General features: G+C 66.9%; 22 protein-coding genes and 1 tRNA gene. 9 read left to right on the top strand and 14 right to left on the bottom strand.

Going from position 1 to position 25,463, the window contains the following annotated elements:
• Positions 1-666: 666 nt before the first annotated feature.
• The 3 genes from SPHPHY_RS0109345 to SPHPHY_RS0109335 form a co-directional block, all read right to left on the bottom strand.
• The gene (locus tag SPHPHY_RS0109345) at positions 667-1,950 is read right to left on the bottom strand and encodes an MFS transporter (protein WP_022686420.1); all 1,284 of its coding nucleotides are present in this window, start codon (positions 1,948-1,950) and stop codon (positions 667-669) included.
• Between the two features lie 13 nt (positions 1,951-1,963).
• Entirely contained in the window at positions 1,964-5,017 is a 3,054-nt protein-coding gene (locus tag SPHPHY_RS0109340; protein ID WP_022686419.1) for a TonB-dependent receptor, read from the bottom strand.
• Between the two features lie 163 nt (positions 5,018-5,180).
• Complete coding sequence (locus tag SPHPHY_RS0109335) at positions 5,181-5,927, bottom strand: FadR/GntR family transcriptional regulator (RefSeq protein WP_022686418.1); 747 nt, start codon at positions 5,925-5,927, stop codon at positions 5,181-5,183.
• A gap of 213 nt (positions 5,928-6,140) precedes the next feature.
• Between SPHPHY_RS0109335 and SPHPHY_RS0109330 the strand changes: the two genes are divergently transcribed.
• Genes SPHPHY_RS0109330 through SPHPHY_RS0109310 form a run of 5 tightly spaced genes read left to right on the top strand, consistent with a single transcriptional unit; the run spans position 6,141 to position 12,189 of the window.
• Positions 6,141-7,565: a 3-keto-disaccharide hydrolase gene (locus SPHPHY_RS0109330; protein ID WP_081645285.1), complete on the top strand. Its 1,425-nt coding sequence runs from the start codon at positions 6,141-6,143 to the stop codon at positions 7,563-7,565.
• Positions 7,562-8,875: a Gfo/Idh/MocA family protein gene (locus SPHPHY_RS0109325; RefSeq protein WP_022686416.1), complete on the top strand. Its 1,314-nt coding sequence runs from the start codon at positions 7,562-7,564 to the stop codon at positions 8,873-8,875. The genes SPHPHY_RS0109330 and SPHPHY_RS0109325 overlap by 4 nt, the downstream gene beginning before the upstream one ends.
• A gap of 14 nt (positions 8,876-8,889) precedes the next feature.
• On the top strand, positions 8,890-9,759 hold the full coding sequence (locus SPHPHY_RS19830; RefSeq protein WP_022686415.1) for an FAD:protein FMN transferase: 870 nt from the start codon (positions 8,890-8,892) through the stop codon (positions 9,757-9,759).
• Positions 9,756-11,018, top strand: a complete 1,263-nt coding sequence (locus SPHPHY_RS0109315) for a Gfo/Idh/MocA family protein (protein WP_022686414.1) — start codon at positions 9,756-9,758, stop codon at positions 11,016-11,018. Before SPHPHY_RS19830 ends, SPHPHY_RS0109315 begins: the two co-directional genes overlap by 4 nt.
• A gap of 13 nt (positions 11,019-11,031) precedes the next feature.
• Positions 11,032-12,189: a Gfo/Idh/MocA family protein gene (locus SPHPHY_RS0109310; RefSeq protein WP_022686413.1), complete on the top strand. Its 1,158-nt coding sequence runs from the start codon at positions 11,032-11,034 to the stop codon at positions 12,187-12,189.
• Positions 12,190-12,205: 16 nt separating this feature from the next.
• Here SPHPHY_RS0109310 and SPHPHY_RS19825 read toward each other — a convergent pair whose 3' ends face one another.
• From SPHPHY_RS19825 to cysS, 8 genes are all read right to left on the bottom strand, one after another.
• Complete coding sequence (locus tag SPHPHY_RS19825) at positions 12,206-12,532, bottom strand: Rap1a/Tai family immunity protein (protein ID WP_156025078.1); 327 nt, start codon at positions 12,530-12,532, stop codon at positions 12,206-12,208.
• On the bottom strand, positions 12,529-13,311 hold the full coding sequence (locus SPHPHY_RS0109300; protein ID WP_022686412.1) for a hypothetical protein: 783 nt from the start codon (positions 13,309-13,311) through the stop codon (positions 12,529-12,531). Before SPHPHY_RS0109300 ends, SPHPHY_RS19825 begins: the two co-directional genes overlap by 4 nt.
• Positions 13,312-13,368: 57 nt before the next feature.
• Positions 13,369-13,680, bottom strand: a complete 312-nt coding sequence (locus SPHPHY_RS0109295; RefSeq protein WP_022686411.1) for a hypothetical protein — start codon at positions 13,678-13,680, stop codon at positions 13,369-13,371.
• A gap of 11 nt (positions 13,681-13,691) precedes the next feature.
• Positions 13,692-14,147: a hypothetical protein gene (locus SPHPHY_RS21975; RefSeq protein WP_156025077.1), complete on the bottom strand. Its 456-nt coding sequence runs from the start codon at positions 14,145-14,147 to the stop codon at positions 13,692-13,694.
• A 169-nt stretch (positions 14,148-14,316) separates the two neighbouring features.
• Positions 14,317-14,391, bottom strand: a tRNA-Glu gene (locus SPHPHY_RS0109285).
• A 115-nt stretch (positions 14,392-14,506) separates the two neighbouring features.
• The gene (locus SPHPHY_RS0109280; RefSeq protein ID WP_331271019.1) at positions 14,507-15,883 is read right to left on the bottom strand and encodes a class II 3-deoxy-7-phosphoheptulonate synthase; all 1,377 of its coding nucleotides are present in this window, start codon (positions 15,881-15,883) and stop codon (positions 14,507-14,509) included.
• Positions 15,884-15,943: 60 nt separating this feature from the next.
• Complete coding sequence (locus SPHPHY_RS0109275) at positions 15,944-16,723, bottom strand: SDR family oxidoreductase (RefSeq protein ID WP_022686408.1); 780 nt, start codon at positions 16,721-16,723, stop codon at positions 15,944-15,946.
• Between the two features lie 16 nt (positions 16,724-16,739).
• Positions 16,740-18,170 (bottom strand): cysteine--tRNA ligase, encoded by a 1,431-nt coding sequence (cysS, locus tag SPHPHY_RS0109270; protein ID WP_028056702.1) that lies wholly within the window; start codon positions 18,168-18,170, stop codon positions 16,740-16,742.
• Positions 18,171-18,290: 120 nt separating this feature from the next.
• Between cysS and SPHPHY_RS0109265 the strand changes: the two genes are divergently transcribed.
• From SPHPHY_RS0109265 to SPHPHY_RS0109255, 3 genes are all read left to right on the top strand, one after another.
• Positions 18,291-19,118, top strand: a complete 828-nt coding sequence (locus SPHPHY_RS0109265) for a carbon-nitrogen hydrolase family protein (RefSeq protein ID WP_022686406.1) — start codon at positions 18,291-18,293, stop codon at positions 19,116-19,118.
• A 100-nt stretch (positions 19,119-19,218) separates the two neighbouring features.
• Positions 19,219-19,425 (top strand): 30S ribosomal protein S21, encoded by a 207-nt coding sequence (rpsU, locus tag SPHPHY_RS0109260; protein WP_022686405.1) that lies wholly within the window; start codon positions 19,219-19,221, stop codon positions 19,423-19,425.
• Between the two features lie 126 nt (positions 19,426-19,551).
• A complete protein-coding gene (locus SPHPHY_RS0109255; protein ID WP_022686404.1) occupies positions 19,552-20,160 on the top strand; it encodes an FKBP-type peptidyl-prolyl cis-trans isomerase in 609 nt (202 codons plus the stop codon).
• Between the two features lie 602 nt (positions 20,161-20,762).
• Here SPHPHY_RS0109255 and SPHPHY_RS0109250 read toward each other — a convergent pair.
• From SPHPHY_RS0109250 to SPHPHY_RS0109240, 3 genes are read right to left on the bottom strand one after another with little or no spacing between them, the layout of a single operon-like run.
• A complete protein-coding gene (locus SPHPHY_RS0109250) occupies positions 20,763-21,995 on the bottom strand; it encodes a cell wall hydrolase (protein ID WP_022686403.1) in 1,233 nt (410 codons plus the stop codon).
• 22 nt (positions 21,996-22,017) lie between these two features.
• A complete protein-coding gene (gene cysK / locus SPHPHY_RS0109245; RefSeq protein WP_022686402.1) occupies positions 22,018-22,938 on the bottom strand; it encodes a cysteine synthase A in 921 nt (306 codons plus the stop codon).
• Positions 22,935-24,293 carry an MFS transporter gene (locus SPHPHY_RS0109240; protein ID WP_022686401.1) on the bottom strand — a complete coding sequence of 453 codons (1,359 nt, stop codon included), beginning with the start codon at positions 24,291-24,293 and terminating at the stop codon, positions 22,935-22,937. The genes cysK and SPHPHY_RS0109240 overlap by 4 nt, the downstream gene beginning before the upstream one ends.
• Positions 24,294-24,406: 113 nt before the next feature.
• On the opposite strand from SPHPHY_RS0109240, the gene pdhA reads away from it, so the two are divergent.
• Entirely contained in the window at positions 24,407-25,462 is a 1,056-nt protein-coding gene (gene pdhA / locus SPHPHY_RS0109235) for a pyruvate dehydrogenase (acetyl-transferring) E1 component subunit alpha (protein WP_028056700.1), read from the top strand.
• Position 25,463 lies beyond the last annotated feature (1 nt).

The raw sequence follows: 25,463 nt of genomic DNA, 5'->3' as shown, positions 1-25,463 counted from the left end.
CGGGTTGATCAGACCTCGCCGTCTGTTTGCCGCGGAACAAGCGGGGCATCGGCTGGGCCGAGGCGACGCAAGGGGCACGGAGGCTGGGGTGTCGATCGGCTCGAAGGCCGGATAAGCAGAGGCGAGCGACGAGCCGGCCTTTGCGAGCCGTAGCGACGTCATCCACGGTGTTCTGGTCCGGGACTGGATTGCTTCGCTACGCTCGCAATGACGGCGTGGTTCGGTCTTGGCGTTCGGTTTCACTTCCAAGCGCGGGTCGGATCAGGCCCGTTGTCTGCTTGCCGCGGGACAAGCGGGCATCGGTTTAGCAGGGACGCCGCAAGCGCCGCGGGGGCTGGGGTGTCGATCGGCTCCAAGGTCGGCGCGGCTGACGGCGAACGACGCACCGGTGATTGCGAGCAGAGGCGTTCGGGTCCGACACTGGATCGCCTCGCTACGCTCGCAATGACGGCGTGGTTCGGTGTTGGCGTTCGGTTCCACTTTCAAGCGGGTCGATCACGCCCGTTGTCTGCTTGTCGCGGACACGGAGGCGTGGGTTATGCTGGGACGGCGCAAGCGGCACGGGGCGGGGGTTGCCTCGACCGTCGGGTAAGCAGAGGGCGAACGACACATCGGCCATTGCTAGCTCAGCGACGTGATCCGAGGCGTTCTGGTCCGGGCCTGGTCTCAACCCTTCGCTTTCACTTCGAGCCGCGGGACGAGCACGTGGACCAGCAGCAGTGCGACCAGATAGGCGCTGCCTGCCCACAGGAACACGGGCACGTAGCTGCCGACCGTCTCCAGCACCTGGCCGACGTAGCGCGCCATGATCATCCCGCCGATCGCGCCGGCCGCGCCGCCGATGCCCATGACCGAGGCGATCGAGGTGCGCGGGAACGTGTCCGACACCATCGTGTAGAGGTTCGACGACCACCCCTGATGCGCCGCGGCGGCGAGCCCGATGATCGCGACTGCTGCGGCAAGGCTCGACACGCTGCTGGCGAAGACGATCGGGGTGACGAGGATCGCGGAGGCGAGCAGCGCCAGCTTGCGCCCGGCGTTGACGCTGAAGCCGCGCTTGATGAGCGCCGAGGACAGCCAGCCGCCGCCGATGCTGCCGACGTCGGCGAGCAGGTAGACCGCGATCAACGGCGGGCCGAACGTCTTCAGGTCCAGCCCGTGGCGCTTGGCGAAGAAATCCGGCAGCCAGAACAGGAACAGATACCAGACCGGATCGGTCAGGAACTTGGCGACCACGAACGCCCAGGTCGCGCGGCGGCGGAACAGCGCCCGCCACGCGATCGGCGCGGTGCCGGCATCATTGTCCTGGTCGGCGGTGATATAGGCCAGTTCCTGCGCGCCGAGCCGGGGATGCCGTTCGGGCGCGCGGTAGAAGGCCAGCCATGCGGCGAGCCAGACGAACCCCAGCAACCCGGTGATGATGAAGGCGGCCTGCCAGCCATAACTGAGCGCGATCAGCGGCACGACGATCGGGGTTGCGATCGCGCCGACGTTGGCGCCGGCGTTGAGGATGCCCGCCGCGAGTGCGCGCTCCTTCTTGGGAAACCATTCTGCGACCGACTTGATCGCGGCGGGGAAGTTCGCCGCCTCGCCCAGCCCGAGCGCAAAGCGCGCCATGGCGAACCCGCCGGGACTGCGCACCAGCGCATGGGCGACCGCCGCGAGGCTCCACAAGGTGATCGCCGCGGCGTAGCCGAGCCGCGACCCGACCTTGTCGATGATCGGCCCACACGCCAGCAAGCCGATCGCATAGGCCGCCTGGAACCAGAAGACGATCATGCCATAGTCGATCTCCGACCAGCCGAGTTCGCCCTGCAACGTCGGCTTCAGGATGCCGATCACCTGCCGATCGATATAGTTGATCGTCGTCGCGAAGAAGAGCAGCGCGCAGATCACCCAGCGGACATTGCCGCCGGCCTTGCGTGGCGGCGCGGGTGGTGAATCGGTCATCGAAATCCGCGGATCAGAGCTGGAAGTTCACGGCAAGCGCGTAGGTGCGCCCGAAGTAGGCGGTGTAGAGCGGATCCTGTCGCAGGGTATCGACGGTCAGCCGGTTGGTCTCGTTCGTGATGTTCGTCACCTCGGCGATCAGCTTGATGTTCTCGGTGAGATTGTAGGACGCCGAGGCATCGACGAAGATCGAACTGGCGTTGGAGGTCGAATCCGCATCCACCGACCCGCTCGGCACGGCGGTGAGGAAGCCGGAACGGTAATTGACCGTCGAGCGGATGCTGAACTTGTTGTCTTCGTAATAAAGCGTGCCGCTGGCGGTTTCCGGCGAGAGTCCGACGAGCGGCGCAGTTCGCGAAAGCGTCGGCGAGATGATGTAGTTGATGTTCGACCGCACGCGCGTGAAGTTGGCGAGCGCACCGAAATTGCTGAGCGCGCCCGGCAGGAAGCGGAACGGCAGCTGTACGTTTACCTCGAACCCGCGCAGCGGACCGCCCGGCGTGTTGTTGCTGCGCTGAACCGTGAACAGGTCGGTCGGGCTGACCTGCGTCCCGTTGAGCAGGCTGAGCGGCAGGCCGATGTCCTGGAAGGCGACGCTGGTGCTGGTCGTCTGGATGTAGGTCTCGATGTTCTTGTAGAAATACGCCAGCGAGATCAGCGAGCCCGGCGCGAAATACCATTCGAGCGACGCATCGAAGGTGTTGGCGCGGATCGGTTCGAGGAACGGGTTGCTGAACGACGCGGTCTGGATGACCAGATTGGCCGAGCCGGCCGGGATCAGCTGTCCATAGGACGGGCGCGACATCACGCGCGATGCGCTGACGCGCGCGATCAGGTCCGGCGTAACGTCGAGCGCGAGGTTCATCGACGGCAACCAGTCGTCATATGAGCGCTGGACGTTCGAGATCACGAAGCGCGACGGATAGGTCGAGCCTGCGGGCGCGGCGGTGGTGATCGGGCCGTAGGCTTCGAGATCGGTGTGGACGTAGCGGACGCCGGCATCGCCGCGCAGCGCGAAAGGCAGGATGTCGCGCGTGTCGAACTTCACCATGAAATAGCCGGAGCCGTATTTCTCGTCGACGCCGCCGTACGTGCCCTTGGCGCACTCGACGCTGCAATAGGCATAGCTGTCGAGCCCGACGGCGGAGCGGAACTTGTCCGGATCGACGGCGGCGAAATCCTGCAACTGCCCGCCCAGGTTCTTGCCCACGCCCTGCGTCACGAAGGTGAGGCTGGAAAGCGACACGCCGGCGGGCAGCGCCAGCGGGGTGTTGGTCGCCAATTGCCGCTCGCGCGCGGTATAGCTGTTGGTGCGATATTGCCCGCCGACCTGGACGGTGAAGTGCGGCGCCGCCTCCCATTCGCCGTTCAGCTCGAACGTCTTGCTGGTGATCGTGTTACGCCGGATGAAGTTCGAGAGCTGCCCCTGCTGGTTGCCGTTCGACAGTGGCGGACCGTAGCTGAACAGCGCGGCATTGGTCGTGTCGATGCCGTAGCCGATCTTCGGGATATCGGGATTGTCGCGGAAGTCGATCGACCAGTCGCGCGTGTCGTTGGAGTCGACCGCCACCTGCAAGCGGTTCACGTCGAGCCGCGACTGGTTGATCCCGGCCAGGCCGAACACGCGCAACGTGTCGGAGAAGCGATGGTCGATATTGAGATTGACCTGCCGATAGTCCGAGGTGAACCGCTCGTCCTGCATCTCCGAACGCAGGTCGACGCCGTCGAACAGGCCGTGGATCAGCGAGCCGTTGTCGTCGACCTCGATCTCGCGCACCGAGGTGAGCGGCTGGCCGTTGTTCGAGATCGCGCGTCCGAACGAGCGCGCATCGAACATCGTGTCGAGGCGATCGACCTTGAAACGCGAATAGAGGCCGTCGAGCGAGATGTCGGTGCGGTCGGACGGCTTCCATTGCAGCGTCAGCGATCCGGCGAGCCGCTGCTGATCCTGGCTGCTCTTCACCGGGCGCGGCAGGCGCGGCAGGAAGACGCCGCCGCCGGGGCGCCCGTTCGCGCCCGGCCGGCTCATGATGTAATCATAGGCGGCGGCGTTCCCGGTGCGCGGGTTGCCGGCGCTGCAATTGTTGGCGTCCGCGCCGATCGCGGTGCCGTTCGGCTGGTTGAAGCCGCTCGACGGGCTGTTCACCGGCACGCCGCGATAGCTGTAGCCGACGGGCGTGCAGAACGGCAGGATCAGCGAGCGGTTGGGGCCGGCGCCGATCAACGGATCGGTCGCGACGCGCGGCACGCCCGAGGACGCTTCCTGGCCGTAGACATAGGTCGGGACGACATCGACCGCGGAATAGGCATATTCGTCGATGTGACGCCGGGAATAGGCGATGCTGCCGAGAATGCCGAACGTGTCGCCGAACTGCTTCGACACCAGTGCGGAGAGGCGGGGATCGACGTCTTTCTTGATGTCGTTGTAGATTCCGCGTGCGGTGCCGGAGAAGACGAAGTCCTTCTTCTGGTCGAACGGGCGCGGCGCGCGCAGGTCGACGGTCGCGCCCAGCGACCCTTCCTCGACGTCCGCCGACATCGTCTTGCGTACCGACAGCGCCGAGAAGATCTCGGTCGGGAAGGTCACGAAATCGAACGAGCGCCCGGTCGCGACGCCGCCGCGAATGTCGCTGCCGCTGACCTGCGACACGCCCTCCATGCCGTTGATGCGCACGCGCGTGAACTGCGCGCCGAGCCCGCGGACCGAGATGTTGCGCCCTTCGCCGCCATCGCCGCGCGACAGCGCAACGCCGGGGATGCGCTGCATCGATTCGGCGAGGTTGGAATCAGGGAACTTGCCGATATCCTCGGCGACGATGCTGTCGATCGCGGCAGTTTCGGCGCGCTTCTGGTTGAGGGCATTGTTCAGCGCGGCACGGAAGCCGGTGACGACGATGTCGGCGACCTGCCCGCCGTCGCTTTCCTGCGAGGTCGCGGCCTGGTCCGGTGTCGTGGAAGGGGCGGTCGGCTGCGCGGCGGCCTGCGCGAACGACGGAGCGGCCGCGACGAGGCTCAACAGGCTGATCGAGACGTGAAGGTGACGCTTATAGCGGTGCTGACTGGTCATGACCCTCTCCCTGACGACCGGCATGCCGCGTTATGCCGTCGTACCGTCATCATTTTTGATGTCAGGCACGAGCACGTCCGATCGCGATTGTCAGATAGCATTGTCAGTCAGACGTGGCAACGCCGCCACGCAGAAGGATCATCGCCCCGCTTGTTCGTCGAGTTCAGACCGAGCGTCGCGCCAGCGCGTGGCGGCGCTGCGTGGCCTCGGCACGCGCGCGCTCGACGGCTTCGGTTTCGGTGACGTCGAGCAGGTGGTCGATGACGCGCGAGAGATGATCGCGCATCGCGTTGCGCGCATCGACGGGTGAGCGCGCCTCGAGGGCGGCCAGGATGCGGCCATGCTCGGCCATGCGGCTTTCGACGCCCAGGCTGCCCGCTTTCAGCAATACCGCCCGTGCGAGCGGCGAGCGGAAGCGCATGTCCCAGAAATCGGCGACCGCGGCGATGATCACCGCATTGCCCGTCGCCTCGGCGATCGCGATGTGGAAGCGGCGGTCGGCATCCTCCGCGGCGACCACGTCGCTCTGCTCCATCTGCGCCAGCAATGTATGCAATTCAGCGAGTTGGGCTGCATCGATCTCGGTCGCGGCAACCGCGGCGACCTCGCCCTCCAGCAATCGCCGCGCCTCGGTGATCTCGAACGCGCCGATATCAAGTTCGCGGTCGGCATCGGCCACCCCCGTCGTCAGGACGAAGACGCCGGAGCCCTTGCGGGCCTCGACCATGCCCTGCATCTCCAGCGCGATCATCGCCTCGCGCACCGTGGGGCGGCTGACCTTGAAGCGTTCGGTCAGGTCACGCTCGGCGGGCAGTCGCGATCCCACCGGGTATATCCCCGCGGCGATATCGGCCGCGATCGCGTCGACGATCCCGCGGTACAGCTTGCCGCCACTCTCTGTCTTGCGCATCCGGAACCCTAGAAGTCACCATCGACGCCGGTCGTGGCGCGGTGCGACCGTAGCGGAATGGACGGCCATCGCCAAGAATGTCTGACATGTCTGTTGCATGTGGTCGGACCGCAACTTAGGCTGGACGGCAGGAGAGGTGCAATGGCACCCGGAAAACGACAATCACAGGCGACGGGCCGCTGGCGCGGCACCGAGTCGCGGAGAGGGCGCTTCATGAAGGTGCGGAGATGGGCGGCGTTGGCACTGGCGTCCGCAGCGGTCGCGGCAGGGGCCGGGGCGGAACCGGCGGCGGCGCGCGAGGCGGCGGCGCCGTGGCGCGACGTGACCCCGCGCGAGGGGCTGGCGGGGTGGCACCGGACCGGCGGCAATGCGACCTATACGGTGGTCGGTGACGAGCTGGTCGGGCGTGCCGAGCAGGGCAAGGCCAATAGCTGGCTGGTATCGGATGCGCAGTTCGGCGACTTCATCATCGAGTTCGACGCCAAGACCGACCCGGTCCTGAATTCGGGCGTGATGATCCGTGGGCAAAGCCGGCCGGAATATCGCAACGGCGTCGTCTTCGGCTATCAGGCGGAGATCGATCCGTCGAAGCGGGGGTGGAGCGGGGGCATGTACGACGAGCAGCGTCGGCAATGGCTCTACACGCTCGGCCGCAACGAGGCGGCACGACGCGCCTTCCGCCCCGGCGACTGGAACCACTACCGGGTCGAGGCGATCGGCAACCGCCTGCGGACGTGGGTGAACGGCGTACCCGCAACCGACACCGTCGACGATACCGACGCGCGCGGGTTCATCGCGTTCCAGGTCCACGCCATCCCCGATGCGGATGCCGCGCGCCATCCCGAAGTGCGGTTCCGCAAGGTGCGGATGATCACCGACCGCGCCGCGCGCTACGCGATGCCGGCTACCGGGCTGGCGCAGCAGGGCTGGTTGTCGAACCGCCTGTCACCCGCCGAGCAGCGTACCGGATGGAAGCTGCTGTGGGATGGCAAAACGGCGGCAGGCTGGACCGGCGCGAAGGGTGGCGGCTTTCCCGCCAAGGGCTGGTCGATGGCGAACGGCGTGTTCACGGTCGAGGGTGCGGACGGCGCCGAATCGACCAACGGCGGCGACATCGTGACCACCCGCGACTATGGTGATTTCGAACTGTCCGTCGACTTCCGGTTGACCGAAGGCGCCAACAGCGGGGTCAAGTATTTCGTCGATCCCGCGCTTTCGAAAGGGGCGGGCTCGGCGATCGGGCTGGAGTATCAGTTGCTCGACGACGCGCGGCACCCCGATGCTAAGATGGGTCGCGACGGCAACCGCACGCTCGGCTCGCTTTACGACCTGATCCCGGCGCGCAACCTGTCCGACCCCGACAGCCCGGGCAAGCGCATCAATCCGCCCGGCGAGTGGAACCGCGCGGTGATCGTCAGCCGCGGCCGGCATGTCGAGCATTGGCTGAACGGTTTCAAGGTGGTCGAGTACGAGCGCGGATCGCCGGCGTTCCGCGCGCTGGTGGCGCAGAGCAAATATGCCAGGTTTAACGACTTCGGCGAGCGCCCGACCGGGCCGATCCTGCTGCAGGATCACGGCAACCGCGTCGATTTCCGCTCGATCAAGATCCGTGAATTGCAGAAGGGGGCAGGTCGATGATGGACCGTCGCACGATGATGACCGGCGCGGGCGCGGCGCTCGGCGTCGCGGTGAGCGCGCGCAGCTATGCGCAGATCAAGGGCGCGAACGATCGGCTGCGCGTCGCCGTGGTCGGGGTCAATGGCCGCGGGCAGGCGCATATGAGCGCGTTTACCAAGCAGCCGAACGTCACGATCACCCATCTGGTCGACGTCGATTCCGACGTGCTGGCCAAGCGTGCCGCGGCGTTCGCCGCGAAGGGCAATGCGGGCGTGAAGACGGAGGGCGATTATCGTCGGCTGCTCGACAAGAAGGCGGTCGACATCGTCACCGTCGCCACCCCCGATCACTGGCACGCCAAGGTGGCGATCGACGCCATGGATGCTGGCCGGCATTGCTACGTCGAGAAGCCGATCGGCATCGCCCCCGCGGAGGGCGAGGCGCTGATCGCCGTGCAGCGCCGCACCGGGCGGCAATTGCAGGTCGGCAACCAACAGCGATCGAGCCGCGAAACGCAACAGCTGGCGGCGTTGATCGGCGCCGGCGAGCTGGGCGACGTCTATGAAGCGCAGGCGTGGTACGCCAACAATCGCACCTCGATCGGCACGGGCACCGAGGTCGCGCCGCCTGCGAACCTGAACTGGGACATGTGGCAGGGGCCGCGTCCGCGTGGACCGTACCGTTCCAACCTCGTCCCCTACAATTGGCACTGGTTCTGGAAGTACGGCACCGGCGAGATCTGCAACAACGCGATGCACGAACTTGACGTGGCGCGGTGGCTGATGGGGCTGAGCTACCCCAAGACGGTCGCGGCACGTGGCGCCCGGCATTTCTACAAGGGCGACGATTGGGAGATGTACGACACGCTCGCGCTCGACCTGCTCTACGACAACGATCGCGCGATCCGCTGGAACGGGCAGAGCTGCAACGGCCAGCTGACGCGCGGGCGCGGGCGCGGCGTGCTGCTGCTCGGCACGAAGGGTTCGGCGGTGGTCGATCGCAACGGGTTCGAGCTGTACGATCTGGCCGGCAAGATGCTGCGCGAGGTAAAGGCACCGGCGACGTCGGAGACGACGGGCACGGTCGGGGAGGGGGCGCTGGACGTCTATCATGCCGCCAACTTCGTCGACGTGATCCGCGGCCGGGCGACCGCGCTCGCCTCCCCGATCGCGGAGGGACACATCAGCACGACGCTCTGCCACCTCGGCAACATGGCCTATCGCACCAACAGCGTGCTGACCGTCGACCCGACGACGGGTAAGCCGGGCAGCGCCGAGGCGATGAAATTGTGGTCGGTCGACTATCAGCCCGGCTGGGAGGTCAAGGCCTGACCCACGCCGCGGCCATGACGCGCGCAGCGCCGATCCCCAAGGCGGCGACGGGGGTGGAATGCTTCCCGGCGATGGGGACGCGCATCGAGCTGCACCGTTTCGGGGCGGGCGACGCGGACGCGCTATGGCGTGCGCGCGCCGCGATCGTGGCGGTGGACGATGCGTTGACCATCCACCGACCGTCGGCGGCGACGGCGATGAACGACGCGCTGCGCGCCGGCCAGCCGGCGGCGATCGACGATCCGATCCTGCTTGATGCGTTGTTGCAGATCGACGCCGCCTATGCGCTGACGCTGGGGCTGTTCGATCCGGTCGCGGACGCGCGCCATGCGGCGGGCTGGCGACAGCTGCACCTCGATCACGACGCCGCCCGTCTGGCGTGCGACGTACCCGTCGCGCTCGATTTCGGCGGCATCGGCAAAGGGCTGGCGCTGGATTATGCGGTGGCGGCGCTGCGTGGCGCCGGCGTGGAATGCGCGTTGCTCTCCGCTGGCGAAAGCTCGATCGCGGTGGTCGGCGCGCATCCGCTGGGCGGGGCCTGGCCATTCGCGATCCCCGATCCGCGCCACCCCGACGCCGCGCTGGTGGAGGTCGAATTGTTCGACGAGGCGCTGTCGGTATCGGCCACGATCGGCACGGGCACCACCGCGCCGGAACGTGCGGCGCTGATCCGGCCGGCCACGGGCGCGGGCGGGGACACGGGCGCAGGCGCGATCGACGCGCCGCGCTGCGCGGTCGTGATCGATCGCAACGGGTCGCGTGCGGAAATGCTCAGCACCGCGTTGATCGTCGCGAGCGACGACGCGCTTCAGCACCTTCAGGATCCGCGCCGGCGGATGTTGTTCGACCTCGCGCCACATGCGCCACGCAGGATATTGGAATGAACGAAAAGGAATTCGACCTGACGCGGCGGTCGTTCCTCGACCGCGTGCTGGCAGCCACGGCGGGCACGGCGATGTCGGTGGCCACGCCTTGGGCGGCGATCGCGGCGGGCGCGCAGACCGCGGGCACGGGCAAGGTGCGGCTGGGCGTGATCGGCACCGGCGACCGTGGCCGGGCGCTGATCCAAAACATCGCGAAGACGCGCAACTGCACCGTCGCGGCGCTGTGCGACACGTACGCGCCCAACATCGCCAAGGCGCAGCAATGGGTGGCCCCGGGCACGCCGACCTTTGCCGATCACCGCGCGATGCTGGATGCGCGCGGGATCGACGCCGTGGTGATCGCGACGCCGCTGAACATGCACGCGCGTCACAGCCTCGATGCATTCGACGCCGGGCTGCACGTCTGGTGCGAGAAGGCGATGGCGCGTACGATCGACGATTGCGGCGCGATGGTGAAGAAGTCGCAGGACAGCGGCAAGGTTCTCCAGATCGGGCACCAGCGGATGTTCCACCCGACCTACCTGAACGCGCTGCGCCGCGTGAAGGCCGGTGAGATCGGTACGATCACCCAAATCCGCGCGAGCTGGCACCGCAACAACAGCTGGCGCCGCAAGGTGCCCGCCGATCGCACCGACCGGCAGGTCAACTGGCGGCTGTACCGCGACAGTTCGGCCGGGTTGATGACGGAGCTGGCGACACACCAGTTGCAGGTCGGCAACTGGTTCCTCGACGCGGTGCCGACGCGCGTGATCGGATCGGGCAGCATCTGCTTCTGGAAGGATGGCCGCGAGGTGTACGACCACGTCGCGCTTATCTACGAATATGCCGGTGGGCGGAAGGTGATCTACACCTCGCTGCTCAACAACGCGCGCTATGGCTGCGAGGAGCAGATCCAGGGCAGTACCGGCACGATCGAGCCGGAACTGGGCCGCATCTACCAGGAGGTCTCGCCGCGATCGCTGGCGCTGCAACGGATGCAGGCCGACGTGAAGCGCGGCCACAAGCGCACGATCCCGATCGGCGGCGCGACGTGGTTCCCGGAGTTGCCGGTGACGACGCCAGGCGAGTCGCTCGGCTGGGGAGAATATGACGAGACGATGCTGCAGTTCGAGGGGTTCGGCGAGGCGGTACGATCGGGCAAGCCGCTGCCGGGGCTATTGGAACAGGCATATAATGCCAGCGTCGCATCGCTGCTGGGCGAACAGGCGATGGATCGCGGCGCGGCCATGACGTGGCCGACGTCGCTCGTGAAGATCTGAGGGGATACCGACCATGACCGAGACGGATCGTCGCGCACTGCTGGGAATGGGACTGACCGCCGGACTGGTGGGGGTGGCGGGCGACGCACTGGCGCAGTCCGCGACGCGCGGCGACGCGCCCACCGAAACCGCGATGGCCAAGCCCGCCCCGGAGGCGAAATACCGGCTGCCGTTCGCGGTGATCGGCATGGACCACAACCACATCTATGGCATCACCGACGCCGTGATCCGCGGCGGCGGGGTGCTGACCAGCTTCTTCTCCGCCGACCCGGCACAGGTCGCGATGTTCCGGAAGCGCTATCCGGGCGCAAAGCTGGCGCGCAGCGAGGACGAGATCCTGGCCGATCGCACGATCAAGCTGGTGTGCAGCGCCGCCATCCCCAGCCTGCGTGCGCCGCTCGGCATGCGCGTCATGAAGGCGGGGAAAGACTATTTGAGCGACAAGGCCGCGGTCACCACGCTGGAGCAACTGGCCGCGGTGCGGCGCACGATCAAGGAGACCGGGCGCAAATACGGGATCATGTATTCCGAAAGGCTGGAGGTGCCCGCGGCGGTGATGGCCGGGCAATTGGTGCATGACGGCGCGATCGGGCGCGTGATCCAGACGATCAACCTCGCGCCGCACCGCCTGTCGGCGCCGAACCGGCCCGACTGGTTCTGGGATCCGGCGCGCAACGGCGGCATCCTGACCGACGTCGGCAGCCACCAGGCCGACCAGTTCGTCTATCTGACCGGCAGCAAGCGCGCGCATGTCGTCGCGTCGCAGACCGGCAATTTCGCGCATCCCGAGCATCCCGAGTTCGAGGATTTCGGCGACATGGTGCTGAACGGCGATGGCGGCGCCGGCTACGTGCGCGTCGACTGGTTCACGCCCGACGGGCTGCCGACCTGGGGCGACGGGCGGCTCTTCATCCTCGGCACCGAGGGTTATATCGAACTCCGCAAATACGTCGACATCGCGGGGCGGCCGGGCGGCAACCACCTGTTCATCGCCGACCGCAAGGGTGCGCGCTATCTCGATTGTTCGAAGGTGCCGCTGCCGTTCGGGCCGCAGTTCGTCAACGACCTGGTCGAGCATACCTCGGTCGCGCAGGACCAGGACGGTGCCTTGCTGGCCGCGGAACTGGTGCTGACCGCCGAGGCGCGCGCGACACCGGCAAAGGCGGGATGATCCCGCCGGTGACGGCCTAGCGACGCTTGCAGGGAAAGGCTTCGCGCAGCGCGGTGCGGACGGCGAAGGCGGGGGCGACCGTCGACTTCTTCGCGCGCTTGCGGAGATATTTGCGGGTCGTCGACGCGACCATCATGTTCGATGCGCGCGCGGGCGACGGACAGATCTGCCGCGCCAGCGACAATGCGTCGAACGCCGCGAGGATGTAGCCGGTACAGAAGTTGGCGGTCGGATCGTCGTCCTTGCCGCGGCACAGCTCGACGAGCTGCGGCGTCGTGATCGAGCTGACCACCACCGGGCGATCTGCCGCGGCGGCGAGAAGGGCGAGCAGGACCATGCTCATGATCTGATCTCCGTACCCGTGCCGAGATAGGGCAGCAGCCGGACCCGCGGGAAAACCTCGTCGAGCGTCTTCATGTCCGGCAAGATGTAGACGATGCCGCCCTTCTTCTCGAACAGCGGCTTCAGCTTGCCGCTGTAGAAGCGCGTGCCGACGTTGATGCACCCGAACGATATGCGATTGTCGTCGACGGCGGGCGACAGCAGCCGCTCGACCCGACGCTCCTTCTTGTGCGTCGTGATGACCGCGTGGATCGCCACCGCATTGGCATAATCGACCCAGAGCACCTGCTGGCGACCGAAGGCACGCCCGAACCGGGTGACGAAGCGACCCGCGGGGGTGGTCCGCTCGGCCGGGCCGATCTCCTCGAGCTTCTTCGCCCCGATACCGGGCGAGGAATCATCGCCGACGCCGATACCTAGCAGCACCGGCGTTTCGCCGAGGAACGTACCGTTGCCGGAAAAAAGATAGAGTTTCGCTGCCGGCTTATCGATGACGGCATAGGGGCGCGCGCCATTGTCGTGCGCCGCCGCAACCCAGGCGATCAGCCGGTTCGCCATATCGGAGCGTGGCAGCTGCGGCAGGACGACCGGCGCGACGTTCGCCACCGGCTTCGGCTTCTTCAGTGACGCCTTCGCAGGTTTGGCAGACGCCTGCTTGCGGGCGGCGGCCGGAGCGGTGCGCGTCTTGTCGCCGGGTGCGGCGGCTGCCGGCGTGATCGCCAGCAGCAGCGCCGCACAAAGCATCGATCGCGACGCGACGTGGAGCGATCCCGGTATCATCTCAGTCCTTTTCGGCCGAGCCGATCCTCGCGCCATCGTCGCATCACGTCAGCGGAATCAGCCGCGCGGCCGACGCTGGCGCTGCTGCATCTGCTGCTTCATTTGCTGATCGAGGCCATCGACGCGGCCGTTGATCTGGTCGATCCGCTGCGAATTCTGCTGCGCCTGGGCGGAAGCCGCCTGCGCCTGCGTCAGCGCCTGGCCGGACGTACCCTCGACCGTGCGCAGGCGACCGTCGAGGCCGTCGATACGCGTGTTGACCGTGGCGATCTGCTCACGGACGAAACCCTTGCTGGCACAACCGCCGAGGCTGACGCCACCGATCGCGATCATGGCCAAGGCGGTGTAGCGGGGAAGATTGGAACGCATCTGCTTACCTCTCAGACTATCATTATTGACAGACAGCGCGAACGCGCCTGTCCTGACAGCAGCTTGGCGCCTGAACGTATGGTTAATACAACCGTAACGTTCCGGAAATGCGCCATCAGTTCGGCACTACGTGCGACGACCGTTGCGTTTCCGCCACGTTTTCGGCCGATCGTGACGAGCCCTGTTCGTGTTGCTGCCCTGACGGTGCCGAGCCATCCGGGGTGCAGCCTGGCGGCGGCTTCCAGCGGCATCCGTGGGGGGCGAGAGGACCAGCCGTGCGTGATCAGGCCGTACTTGCACCCCGTGCGTCGGCTGTCGGAGCAGGTCATGCTTGCGGCAGCTTGCCGGTCGCGGGTGGTGTCGGCGGTCATCGTAAGAGCGCGCACATGGCCGGCCCACGATCGGGCCAAGGCAGCGGAGGAGCAGTCCGACAGCGCGGCCACTTCAGGAAGCGAGGTGATCGTCACAGGATTGCTTCTCCGATCGATGGCGCGCTGACAAACCCTGCGATGGCGCACGCGAAAGCTGTCGTACGATCATGTCGGAGCAAGTATCGGCTCACCGCGTGGCGCGAACCGGATGCTAAGCGAAGCTATGTGGTCCACAACGGCCGGGGGCCGCTATCCGCGGCAACGCTGGTGACCCCTACGAGAATCGAACTCGTGTTTTCGCCGTGAGAGGGCGACGTCCTAACCGCTAGACGAAGGGGCCGTGCGCGGTGTGAGGCGCGCTGTTAGGAGGCGGTGGAAGAATCGTCAAGCGACTTTCGCGCGCGATCGTCGCTTTCGGCGCGCCGTCCTCCATGGACGGCGCGCCGGCGCGCCCGTCACGCCGCCTTGCGGCGCTCCGCCATCTCGGTGTTGAGCATTTCGGCGAGCAGGAATGCGAGCTCCAGGCTCTGTCCGGCGTTCAGGCGCGGATCGCAATGCGTGTGGTAGCGATCGGCGAGGCTCTGCTCGGTAACGTCGATCGCGCCGCCGGTGCATTCGGTGACGTTCTGCCCGGTCATTTCGGCGTGGATGCCACCCGCATGCGTCCCCTCGGCACGGTGCACCGCGAAGAAGCCGCGTACTTCCGACAGGATGCGCTCGAACGGCCGCGTCTTGTAACCGGTCGCCGCCTTGACGGTGTTGCCGTGCATCGGATCGCAGCTCCAGATCACCGGGTGCCCGGCACGCGTCACGGCGCGCACCAGCCGGGGCAGGTGCGCCTCGATCTGATCGTAGCCATAGCGGGTGATGAGCGTCACCCGCCCCGGCACCCGATCCGGATTGAGGGTGTCGAGCATCCGCAACAGCGCATCCGGGTCGAGTGACGGTCCGCACTTCACGCCGATCGGGTTGCCGATCCCGCGCAGGAACTCGACGTGCGCCGACCCTTCGAAACGGGTGCGGTCGCCGATCCACAGGAAGTGCGCCGACGTGTCGTACCAGTCGCCGGTCAGCGAATCCTGCCGGGTCAGCGCCTCCTCGAAGGGCAGCAGCAGCGCTTCGTGGCTGGTGTAGAAGGTGGTCTGCGAAAGTTGCGGGACGGTATCGGGGCTGATCCCGCACGCCTCCATGAAGTCGAGCGCCTCGCCGATGCGGTCGGCCGTTTCCGCGTATTTCTTCGCCCACGGGCTGCGGCCCATGAAGTCGTGCGTCCAGCGATGGACCTGGTGCAGGTTCGCATAGCCGCCTTGCGCGAACGCGCGCAACAGGTTCAGCGTCGCCGCCGACTGCGCATAGGAACGGATCATCCGCTCCGGATCGGGAATGCGCGATTCCGGCGTGAAGGCGATATCGTTGACGTTGTCGCCGCGGTAGCTGGGCAATTCGACGCCGTCGATCGTTTCGGTATTGGCAGAACGTGGCTTGGCGAACTGCCCCGCCATCCGCCCGACCTTCACCACCGGTAACTTCGAGGCGAAGGTCAGCACGACGGCCATCTGCAAGATGACGCGGAACGTATCGCGGATGTTGTTCGCGCTGTGCTCGGCGAAGCTCTCCGCGCAATCACCGCCCTGAAGCAGGAACGCCTTGCCTTCCGCTACCTTCGCCAGATCGGCCGTCAGGTTACGCGCCTCACCGGCGAAGACGAGCGGGGGAAAGGAGGCCAGCCGGCGCGTCGCATCGTCCAGCGCCGCGGCGTCCGGGTAGATGGGGAGCTGGCGCGCTTCCGCGGCGGTCCAGCTGTGCGGGGCCCAGGTGGCCATGGCATTCATCCTTCCAAAAACAGCCGTCGCCTTGAACCAATCGTGCGCGGCTCGCAATCAACTTCCTCTTTACAGGACGCCCGGATAACCGCCGCCGTCGATCAGCAGGCTTTGTCCCGTGATGAAGCCCGAGGAGGCCGCGCACAGGAAGGCGCAGGCTGCACCGAACTCATCGGGTTCGCCGAACCGACGCGCCGGTATGCGCTCGCGCGCCGCCGCTTCGGCGTCGTCGACCGATATGCCCTTCGTCTGCGCATTGTAGGCGTGGACCCCCGCCAGCCGCCGGGTCGCGAACAGGCCGGGCAGCAGGAAGTTGATCGTGACGTTGGCATGCGCGACCTGCCGTGCGACGCCGGCGAGGAAACCGGTCAGCCCCAGCCGCGCGCCGCTCGACAGGTCGAGCCCGCCGACCGGCGCCTTTACCGACCCGGAGGTGATGCAGACGATCCGTCCGAAGCGGCGCTCGATCATCCCATCGACCACCTTCTGCACCAGCCGGATCGGGGCGACCATGTTCGCTTCGATCCCCGCGTGGATCGCGGTGCCGTCCAGCTCGCGGAAGTCGCGCAGCGGCGGCCCGCCATTGTTGTTGACGAGGATGTCGACGACCCCGCCAGCGGCGTCGAGCAATGCCTGCTGCACGTGCTCGTCGGCGATGTCGCCAGCGACGGCGTGGACGATAGCGCCGGTCGCGCGCAACGACGCGGCCGTTCCCTCCAGCGCCGCTTCATCGCGGCCGTTGAGGATCACGGTGCAGCCCGCCTCCGCCAGCGCCGTCGCGCAGGCGCGTCCGAGCCCGTGGCTGGAGGCGCAGACGATCGCGGTACGTCCGTTCAGGCCAAGGTCCATGTCGCTCCATCCTCCATCATGCCGGCAGCTTCCAGTCCCAGCCGAGCGGATCGCCGTCCATCACCTCGACCCCATTGGCGGCCAGCTCGTCGCGGATCGCGTCCGAGCGCGGGAAGTCCTTGGCGGCACGCGCCGCGCGCCGCTCGGCGAGCCGCGCCTCGATCGTCGCATCGTCGATCGTGGCATCGGCCGGACGCACCCGCAATGCCGCACGCGTCGCCTCGCCGAGCGCAAGGCCGAGCACCGCGTCGAAGGCGTCGAGCGTCGCCAGCCGGTCGGCCGGCGACAGCTTCTTGTCGGAAAGCATCGCGTCCAGCACCGGCAGCGCGCGCGGGGTCGCCAGATCGTCGCTGACCGCGGCGTCGAGCTGCGTCAGATACGCCGCGGACGTCGCTCCGCTCTCGCCCGCCGTCCGTGCACGCAGCCCCTCGACGGCATGCACCCAGCGCTTCAGCCGCACCTGTGCCGCGGCGAGGTTCTCCCATGAGAATTCCAGCTCGCTGCGATAATGCGCCTGCAGGCACATCAGCCGGTACGACAAAGGGTGGAAGCCGCGCTCGATCAAGCGCGTGAGCGTCAGGAAATCACCCGAGGATTTGCTCATCTTTCCCGTGCGATCGACAAGAAAGTTGTTATGCATCCAGAAGTTGGCGCCGGTGTCGCCGCATTCGCAATGCGCCTGGTTCTGCGCGATCTCGTTGGGATGGTGGATCTCGCGATGATCGATGCCGCCGGTGTGGATATCGAACGCCGGGCCGAGATATTTCGCGGCCATCACCGAGCATTCCAGGTGCCAGCCCGGCGCCCCGCGACCCCAAGGCGAGTCCCATTCCATCTGTCGCGTCTCGCCGGGCGGAGTGGTGCGCCAGATCGCGAAGTCTTGCGGGTGGCGCTTGCCGGCGACGGTTTCGATCCGCCCGTGCGCGGCGTCGTCCGCGACGCCCGCCAGGCGGCCGTAATCGGGAACGGTGGTGGTGTCGAAGTAGAGGCCGTCCGCCAGTCGGTAGCAATGCCGCCCGGCGATCTGCTCGCCCCACGCGATCATCTCTGCGACATGATCCGTCGCCAGCGGCATGTGCGTCGGGGTGCGAATGTTCAGGTCGGTCAGGTTCTGCTTGAAGGCATCGGTGTAATGCCTTGCGATCGACCAGATATCACGCCCCGACGCCCGCGCGGCAGCTTCCATCTTGTCATCGCCGGCATCGGTGTCCGACGTCAGATGGCCGACATCGGTGATGTTGATGACATGCGTCAGCGGCCAGCCCTTCCACGCGATCGTGCGGGTCAGCGTGTCGGTGAAGACGTAGGCGCGCAGATTGCCGAGATGCGCATAATGATAGACCGTCGGCCCGCACGAATAGATGCGGACGTTGCCGGGATCGAGCGGCACGAACGGCTCCGGTCGGCGGGTCAGGCTGTTGTAGAAGGTGAGGGGGGTGCCGGTCATGGCGCGGGTCTTAATCGGCTTGGCGCGGCACGCCAACCGTTCGCGCGTGCGACGGCGGCGCAACACTTGCGTCATTGATGCGCTTGCTGTTCCAGGAACCCGACAGCCAAGGAGTAATGCGTGACGAAGATTGCCGTCGTCCAGACCACGACCGGGATCGATCCGCTGGCGAATGCCGCGGCGTTGGTGGCGGCGATCGAGGAAGCGGGGGCCGGTGGCGCGACGATGGTGTTCACGCCCGAAATGTCGGGCGTGCTCGATCGCGACCAGGCGCGCGCTGCCGCGGTCCTGGCCAAGGAAGGTGACGACCGCGTGCTGGTCGCGGTGCGCGAGGCGGCGGCGCGGGTCGGGGTGTGGGTGCACCTGGGATCGCTGGCGCTGCGCCGTCCGGACGGGCGGCTCGCCAATCGCAGCTTCGTGATCGACTCGATCGGCAACATCCGCGCGCGCTACGACAAGATGCATCTGTTCGACGTCGACCTGCCGAATGGCGAAAGCTGGCGCGAATCGGCGACTTATGCCGCGGGTGAGCGCCCGGTCGTGGTCGGCAGCCCGCTCGGGCCGCTCGGGCTGTCGATCTGTTACGACATGCGCTTCCCCGACCTCTACCGCGCGCTGACCGATGCCGGGGCACAGGTGTTGTCGGTACCCGCCAGCTTCACGCGGCCGACGGGTGCGGCGCATTGGCACATCTTACTACGCGCGCGCGCGATCGAGGCCGGTGTCCATCTCGTCGCCGCGGCACAGACCGGCGTGCATGAGGACGGGCGCGCCACCTATGGCCATTCGCTGGTCGTCGATCCGTGGGGCGAGATCCTGCTCGACATGGGCGAGGCGCCCGGCATCGGCTATGCCGAGGTCGAGCCAGAGAAGCTGCGCGCGGTGCGTGGCCGCGTCCCGGCGCTTCAGCATCGCCGCGTCGTCAACGCCCCGATCGTGATCGCGTGAGTGCTTGCGGCACCGGGTGGTTGCTGCTAGGGCCATTTCGTTCGGCGCGAGCCTTCGCTCGCCGCCGCATTAGCTGTTTGATCCGGAGTTGAAGGTTCCAATGCAGATCATCGTTCGCGACAACAATGTTGACCAGGCTCTCCGCGCGCTCAAGAAGAAGCTGCAGCGGGAGGGGGTGTATCGCGAGATGAAGCTGCGCCGCCACTACGAGAAGCCCTCGGAGAAGCGTGCGCGCGAGCGGGCGGCGGCGGTGCGGCGTGCGCGCAAGCTTGATCGCAAGCGCGCGGAGCGTGACGGCGCACGGTAAGACGTTGCGTCATCCGCGGCGCGTCGACTGGCGACGCCGCGGCACGACGCCCCCGTTGCACTAACGTCTTCGTCATTGCGCCGATCAGCGACTGCTGCCGGCTCGCGCAAGCAAGGTTGCCTCGCTATGTCGACTGTCACCGCCGTTCCGATCCTGCCGGTCAAGCGCGCCTACGTGCTGTGGTTGATTGCAGGGTTGCTGATTGCGCTGGTGGCGGGACTGGCGTTGGCGCGCGCGGGTGATACCGGCATCGTCACGACGCCGTCCGGCTTGCGGTATCAGGTGCTGAAGGCCGGCGATCTGAAGGGCACGACGCCGACGAACTCCGACGTGACGCTCGTGAACTACGAGGGACGGCTGGTCGATGGCACGGTGTTCGACAAGTCGCAACAGCCGACTCCATTGCCGGTCGGCGGGGTCGTGCCGGGCTTCTCCGAAGGGCTGAAGCTGATGCACAAGGGCGCCAAGTACCGTTTGTGGATCAAGCCTGAGCTTGGCTATGGCGAGCGCGCTGCCGGCCCGATCCCGCCGAACTCCACGCTGGTGTTCGACGTGGAACTGCAGGACTTCATCCCGGAGACGACGCTGCGCCAGCTCCAGATGCAGCAGAACCTCATGGGTGGCATGAATGGCGGTGGTGCACCGGGTGGCATGCCTGGTGGTCCGGGTGGGATGCCCGGTGCCGGTGGACCTGGTGGTCCGGCTGGTCCGGACGGGGTGCCCGGCGGACGTTGATCGCGCGGAAGTATTTCGGATCGAGTGAATGGGCGGCCTGCGGGTCGCCCTTTTCTTTGTCGGGCGCGGGGGGTGAGAGAGGGCTCCCTCCGTGGCGCCGCTCGGAGCAGGATGCGGAGCCATCCGGGCGGGGTCGACTTTCAGCGCTTCGCGGGTGCCGGACCGCTCGCCAACGGCGATTGTCCATCTGTTCGGGCTAACCGCTCTCTCGCGGTCGGGCAATTTGCACGCACCACCTGTCATTGCGGGCGGAGCAATCCAGCGTTCCGCATGACGTCCTGGCTTGCTTTGCGACCCTTGCGCTGAAGGGGCCTGCGGGGACCCGCGGAGTGTCGATCGGCCGCCGGACTCCGCGGTCTGCATGCTGGGATAGTGCAGCGGGTCGAGCAAAGCCCTGTGCGGCATTCCCGCGCTACCGCCGCTCGCCGATGGCGCTGTCTTGAAGCACCGCCTTCTTCAGGGCGATCCGCCATTCACGCTAACCGGCCGCCGCACGTTAGGCGGCCGGCGCCCCGCACGTCTGTGCATCGCTGATTAGGTAAGCAGGTGATGGCGCGGGGTCACGATGCAGCCGCCTTCATCTCAATCCACGCCGGTTGCCATCACGGCAACGGCACCGAAGGTGTGGGCGAAGCCGTCGGCACCTCGCGCTTCCGCACCCCGCCGAGCGTGTCCGGTCCACGCAATGTCCCCGGTCCACCCGGCGGCGTCACCGGCACCACTTGCCGCCGCATGCACAGCCCCGGACCGGTGCGCGGAAATTCACGGCAGTTCCACAATTCGCGTTCCAGCCCGGCGTCCTTGTCACGCAGATAGCTGAACGACATCGCCGCCATCTGCGGCGGGGTCATCGCGCTGCCGGCGGGCAGCATCGCACGATCGGTCCAGCCGAGAAACTTGCACTTCGCTCGCGCACCGCACGCCACCTTGGCGATGTCGGGATAACTCTCCGGCGCGCCGTCGTTCAGGACGGCGGCGAAGCTGTCCGGCTCGCCCGGCACCGGCGCGCTGGCCACCGGCGTGGCGCCGGTCAGGGGCGCCGCGGCGGCCAGCGCCAGCGCGGCTTCATCGAGTGCTCCGCCAAGGCGGTGCGCAGGCGAAATGTCGCCGAGCTTGCCGATCACCGGCTCGTCGCTCGACACCGACCGTCGGAACGCCGCCGGAGTCCCCCACCAACCCGTCCAGCGGAAGAACAGATGCGTGTTCACTTCCGCCAGCTTGTCGAGGCTCGCGCTCCAATAGGGCACCACCCAGTCGGTATGGTAGTGCGTGGCATAGCCGACCTTCCCGAAGACCGTTCCGTCCAGCGCCGCGACGGCAACCTTGCGCGCGCGATCCCACGCCGGCTCGGACGGATGGCGCGCAAGCGCACCGTCGCACGTAAAGGTGAACTGGCAACCCGTCGCCCGCTCCTGCCCCTGAAACACCACGCCGCACACCGTCTTCGGGAAAGCCGGATGCCGCAATCGATTCAGCACGACCTGCACCACGGCGCGCTGACCGACCGGATCGTCGCCCGCCTCGTACCATGCCGCCGCCGCAAGACAGTCCGTCGCGCGCGCGCGCTGGGCGTCGTCACCGGCGAAGCGAAACGCCTGCGCCGCGGGACGCGGGCCGTGCACGAACGGGATACCGGCATTGTAGGTCCGCGCATCTTGCGGGGTCAGGTCCTGGAGTTCGACCGGTTCGACCTCCGGGATTTCGGTCGCTGCGACGACACGCTGCGGGCGCGCGACCTTGGCGGCGATCGCAAGCGGCACCGCCGGTGCGCGGCTGACCACCACCGCGGGCACCACGATCGCGAGCGCCGCGACCCCGCCCAGGATCGCGCGCACCGTCTGGCTTGGTCCGGTCAGCTCAATTCTCCGGCAGGAAGTCCGGCACCGACAGGTAACGCTCGCCGGTATCGTAGTTGAAGCCCAGCACGCGCACGTCGTCGGGCAGATCGGGCAGCTTCTGGAGGATCGCCGCCAGCGTCGCACCCGACGAGATGCCGACCAGCAGCCCCTCTTCAGACGCCGAGCGCCGGGCCATGTCCTTCGCGACCGCGGCATCGACCTCGATCACACCGTCCAGCGCCTGCGTGTGCAGATTGGCGGGGACGAAGCCCGCGCCGATCCCCTGGATCGGGTGCGGACCGGCTTGCCCGCCGGAAATGACCGGCGACGCCTTCGGTTCGACTGCGAACACCTTCAGGCCCGGCCATTCCTTCTTCAAAACCTGTGCCACGCCGGTGATGTGCCCGCCGGTTCCGACACCGGTGATGATGACGTCGATCGGGGTGTCGCGGAAGTCGTTGAGAATTTCCTGTGCGGTGGTGCGAACATGCACGTCGATGTTCGCAGGATTCTCAAACTGCTGCGGCATCCACGCACCCGGCGTCCGCTCGACAAGTTCGAGCGCCCGCTCGATCGCGCCCTTCATGCCCTTCTCGCGCGGCGTAAGATCGAATTCGGCACCATATGCCAGCATCAAACGTCGGCGCTCCAGGCTCATGCTCTCGGGCATGACCAGCACGAGCTTGTAACCCTTCACGGCAGCGACCATCGCAAGGCCGATGCCGGTGTTGCCGCTGGTCGGTTCGACGATCGTTCCGCCGGGTGTCAGGTCGCCCGATGCCTCCGCCGCCTCGACCATCGCCAGCGCGATCCGATCCTTGATCGAACCACCGGGGTTGGCCCGCTCGGACTTGATCCACACCTCGGATCCGGGAAACAGCTTCTGGATGCGGATGTGGGGCGTATTGCCGATCGTCTCCAGGACGTTCTGGGCCTTCATGGCTGCGCTACTCCGTGTTGTGGTGCGATATCGATCGTCTCGGGCGGATCAAAGGTTCGCGCGCGCCGGAGTTCCGGAAACAGTCGCGCCCAGAGCAGCGTGATCGCGATCGCGCCAATGCCGCCGAACATCACCGCGCCGACCGGGCCGAGCAGCGACGCCATCAACCCGCTCTCCGCCTCGCCCAATTCGTTGGAGGCCGAGATCGTCAGCTGCGACACCGCGCTCACGCGCCCGCGCATCGTGTCGGGGGTATGGAGCTGGATCAGCGAGGTGCGGACATAGACCGACACCATATCCGCTCCGCCGGCGACGATCAGCGCAATCAGGCTGATGACGAAATCGAGCTGGATCACGCCGCCACCCACCGCGAGCCTGGTTATGCCGAGCAGGTCGGTCACGCGCGTGGCGACTCCGAACGTCAGGATACCAAGACCGAAGATGACGACCGCCGCCAGCATCTTGACCCCGACGTTCGACGTCATCGGACGAAACGAGAACCAGATCGCGGTCGTGCCCGCACCGATCCCCATGCCGGCCGCCAGGAAGCCGAGCCCGCTGGCGCCGACGTGCAGGATGTCGCGCGCGTAGATCGGCAACAGCGCGGTGGCGCCGGCCAGCAACACCGCGAAGAGATCGAGCGTAATCGTCGCCAAAACCAATCGGTTACGCCGCACATAGGAGAAGCCGTCGAGGATGCGTTGAAGCGGATGGCGGTCTCTTTGCGCGGCGGGCTGCGGCACCTTGCCGATCAGGAACATCGTGCCGAGCGCCAGCGCGAGCAGCGCGGAGATCACCCCGTACGCGACGTCCGGATGGATCGCGTACAGCAGACCGCCGATGCTCGGCCCGGCCACGGTGCCGAACTGCCATGCGATCGAGGAGATCGCGATCGCCGTCGGCAGGCTTTCCTTGGGCACCAGATTGGGGGCGAGCGCAGAATAGGCCGGCCCGGAGAAGGCGCGAGCGATGCCGATCAGCACCGCGGCCCCGAAAAGGAACGGCAATGAAAGATTACCCGACCACGTCAGGATGCCCAGGAACGCGGCATTGACCACCAGCAGGCTCGTGGTGCCGCGCACGATCCAGCGCCGATCGACGCTGTCCGCGACCAGCCCGACCACGGGCGTCAGCAGGAACAACGGCACGAACTGCACCAGCCCGATCATGCCCAGCATGAAGGCGGACTCGCGAATATCCATGGTCTCGCGTGCGATACCGTAGACTTGCCAGCCGATGATGATCGCCTGCGCGCTGATCGCGATCGTGCCGGCGAACCGCGATAGCCAATACGCTCGAAAATTCGCGATCTTGAGCGGATGCACGGGGGGCGGGTGGTCGATCGGGGAGGGCATTGGCATCGGCCTACCCCCGCCCCCAATCCCTTGCAAGCCGGTGGGGTTTGCAGTCTGTGCCATGGCGTGGCTATAGGCCGCTACGTCTTCCAAGAAACGAGGTAGTGTCCATCGTGGCAAAAGCCCCAGCACGCAGCGAAGCACCGGCTGCCGACCCGCAGAAAACGAATCGCGAGCGGCCTGCCGACCCGCGCCCCTATGAAGCGAGCAAGGACGAACTCCTCAAATTTTACGAGGACATGCTGCTGATCCGTCGCTTCGAGGAGAAGGCCGGGCAGCTGTACGGCCTTGGCCTGATCGGCGGCTTCTGCCACCTGTATATCGGGCAGGAAGCAGTGGCGGTCGGGCTCCAGTCGGCGTTGACCGAGAAGGACTCGGTCATCACCGGTTACCGCGACCACGGCCACATGCTGTTGTGCGGCATCCCGCCCAAGGACGTCATGGCGGAGCTGACCGGGCGTCAGGCCGGCATCTCCAAGGGCAAGGGCGGCTCGATGCACATGTTCAGCGTCGAGCATAAGTTCTACGGCGGGCACGGCATCGTCGGCGCGCAGGTGTCGCTCGGCGCCGGTCTGGCCTTCAGCCACAAGTACAACAACGACGGGGGCGTGTGCCTCGCCTATTTCGGCGACGGCGCGGCCAACCAGGGCCAGGTGTACGAGAGCTTCAACATGGCCGAGCTTTGGAAGCTCCCGATCATTTTCGTGATCGAGAACAATCAATATGCGATGGGCACCAGCGTCAATCGCGCGTCGTCCGAGGACCAGCTGTATCGTCGCGGCGAAAGCTTCCGCATCCCGGGGCTGCAGATCGACGGCATGGACGTGCTGGCGGCGCGCGGTGCGGCCGAGGAAGCGCTCGCCTGGGTGCGCGCCGGCAAGGGGCCGATCATCCTCGAGATGAAGACCTATCGCTATCGCGGCCACTCGATGTCGGACCCCGCCAAGTATCGCTCGCGTGACGAGGTGCAGGCGGTGCGCGACAAGTCCGACCCGATCGAGCACGTCAAGAAGCTGCTGACCGAAGGCCACGGCGTCAAGGAAGAGGACTTCAAGGCCGTCGAGCAGCGCATCCGCAAGCAGGTGGCCGAGTCCGCCGATTTCGCCGAAAGCACGCCGGAGCCGGATCCGGCCGAACTGTATACCGACGTTCTGGTGGAGAAGTACTGAG

Source organism: Sphingomonas phyllosphaerae 5.2 (genome assembly GCF_000419605.1).
GTDB classification, from domain to species: domain Bacteria; phylum Pseudomonadota; class Alphaproteobacteria; order Sphingomonadales; family Sphingomonadaceae; genus Sphingomonas; species Sphingomonas phyllosphaerae_B.
The sequence above is the reverse complement of the archived record's forward strand: the minus strand, read 5'-3'. Positions and strand labels throughout refer to the sequence as shown.

What these genes read in the sequence shown, in the direction of transcription:
- SPHPHY_RS19825 (WP_156025078.1), bottom strand. Translation starts at nt 12,532, where the DNA reads ATGAGCATGGTCCTGCTCGCCCTTCTCGCCGCCGCGGCAGATCGCCCG.
- SPHPHY_RS0109300 (WP_022686412.1), bottom strand. Translation starts at nt 13,311, where the DNA reads ATGATACCGGGATCGCTCCACGTCGCGTCGCGATCGATGCTTTGTGCG.
- SPHPHY_RS0109325 (WP_022686416.1), top strand. Translation starts at nt 7,562, where the DNA reads ATGATGGACCGTCGCACGATGATGACCGGCGCGGGCGCGGCGCTCGGC.
- SPHPHY_RS0109275 (WP_022686408.1), bottom strand. Translation starts at nt 16,723, where the DNA reads ATGGACCTTGGCCTGAACGGACGTACCGCGATCGTCTGCGCCTCCAGC.
- SPHPHY_RS0109295 (WP_022686411.1), bottom strand. Translation starts at nt 13,680, where the DNA reads ATGCGTTCCAATCTTCCCCGCTACACCGCCTTGGCCATGATCGCGATC.
- SPHPHY_RS0109310 (WP_022686413.1), top strand. Translation starts at nt 11,032, where the DNA reads ATGACCGAGACGGATCGTCGCGCACTGCTGGGAATGGGACTGACCGCC.
- SPHPHY_RS0109280 (WP_331271019.1), bottom strand. Translation starts at nt 15,883, where the DNA reads ATGAATGCCATGGCCACCTGGGCCCCGCACAGCTGGACCGCCGCGGAA.
- cysS (WP_028056702.1), bottom strand. Translation starts at nt 18,170, where the DNA reads ATGACCGGCACCCCCCTCACCTTCTACAACAGCCTGACCCGCCGACCG.
- SPHPHY_RS0109240 (WP_022686401.1), bottom strand. Translation starts at nt 24,293, where the DNA reads ATGCCCTCCCCGATCGACCACCCGCCCCCCGTGCATCCGCTCAAGATC.
- SPHPHY_RS0109340 (WP_022686419.1), bottom strand. Translation starts at nt 5,017, where the DNA reads ATGACCAGTCAGCACCGCTATAAGCGTCACCTTCACGTCTCGATCAGC.
- SPHPHY_RS0109255 (WP_022686404.1), top strand. Translation starts at nt 19,552, where the DNA reads ATGTCGACTGTCACCGCCGTTCCGATCCTGCCGGTCAAGCGCGCCTAC.
- SPHPHY_RS19830 (WP_022686415.1), top strand. Translation starts at nt 8,890, where the DNA reads ATGACGCGCGCAGCGCCGATCCCCAAGGCGGCGACGGGGGTGGAATGC.
- SPHPHY_RS0109330 (WP_081645285.1), top strand. Translation starts at nt 6,141, where the DNA reads ATGAAGGTGCGGAGATGGGCGGCGTTGGCACTGGCGTCCGCAGCGGTC.
- SPHPHY_RS0109335 (WP_022686418.1), bottom strand. Translation starts at nt 5,927, where the DNA reads ATGCGCAAGACAGAGAGTGGCGGCAAGCTGTACCGCGGGATCGTCGAC.
- SPHPHY_RS0109315 (WP_022686414.1), top strand. Translation starts at nt 9,756, where the DNA reads ATGAACGAAAAGGAATTCGACCTGACGCGGCGGTCGTTCCTCGACCGC.
- SPHPHY_RS0109345 (WP_022686420.1), bottom strand. Translation starts at nt 1,950, where the DNA reads ATGACCGATTCACCACCCGCGCCGCCACGCAAGGCCGGCGGCAATGTC.
- rpsU (WP_022686405.1), top strand. Translation starts at nt 19,219, where the DNA reads ATGCAGATCATCGTTCGCGACAACAATGTTGACCAGGCTCTCCGCGCG.
- cysK (WP_022686402.1), bottom strand. Translation starts at nt 22,938, where the DNA reads ATGAAGGCCCAGAACGTCCTGGAGACGATCGGCAATACGCCCCACATC.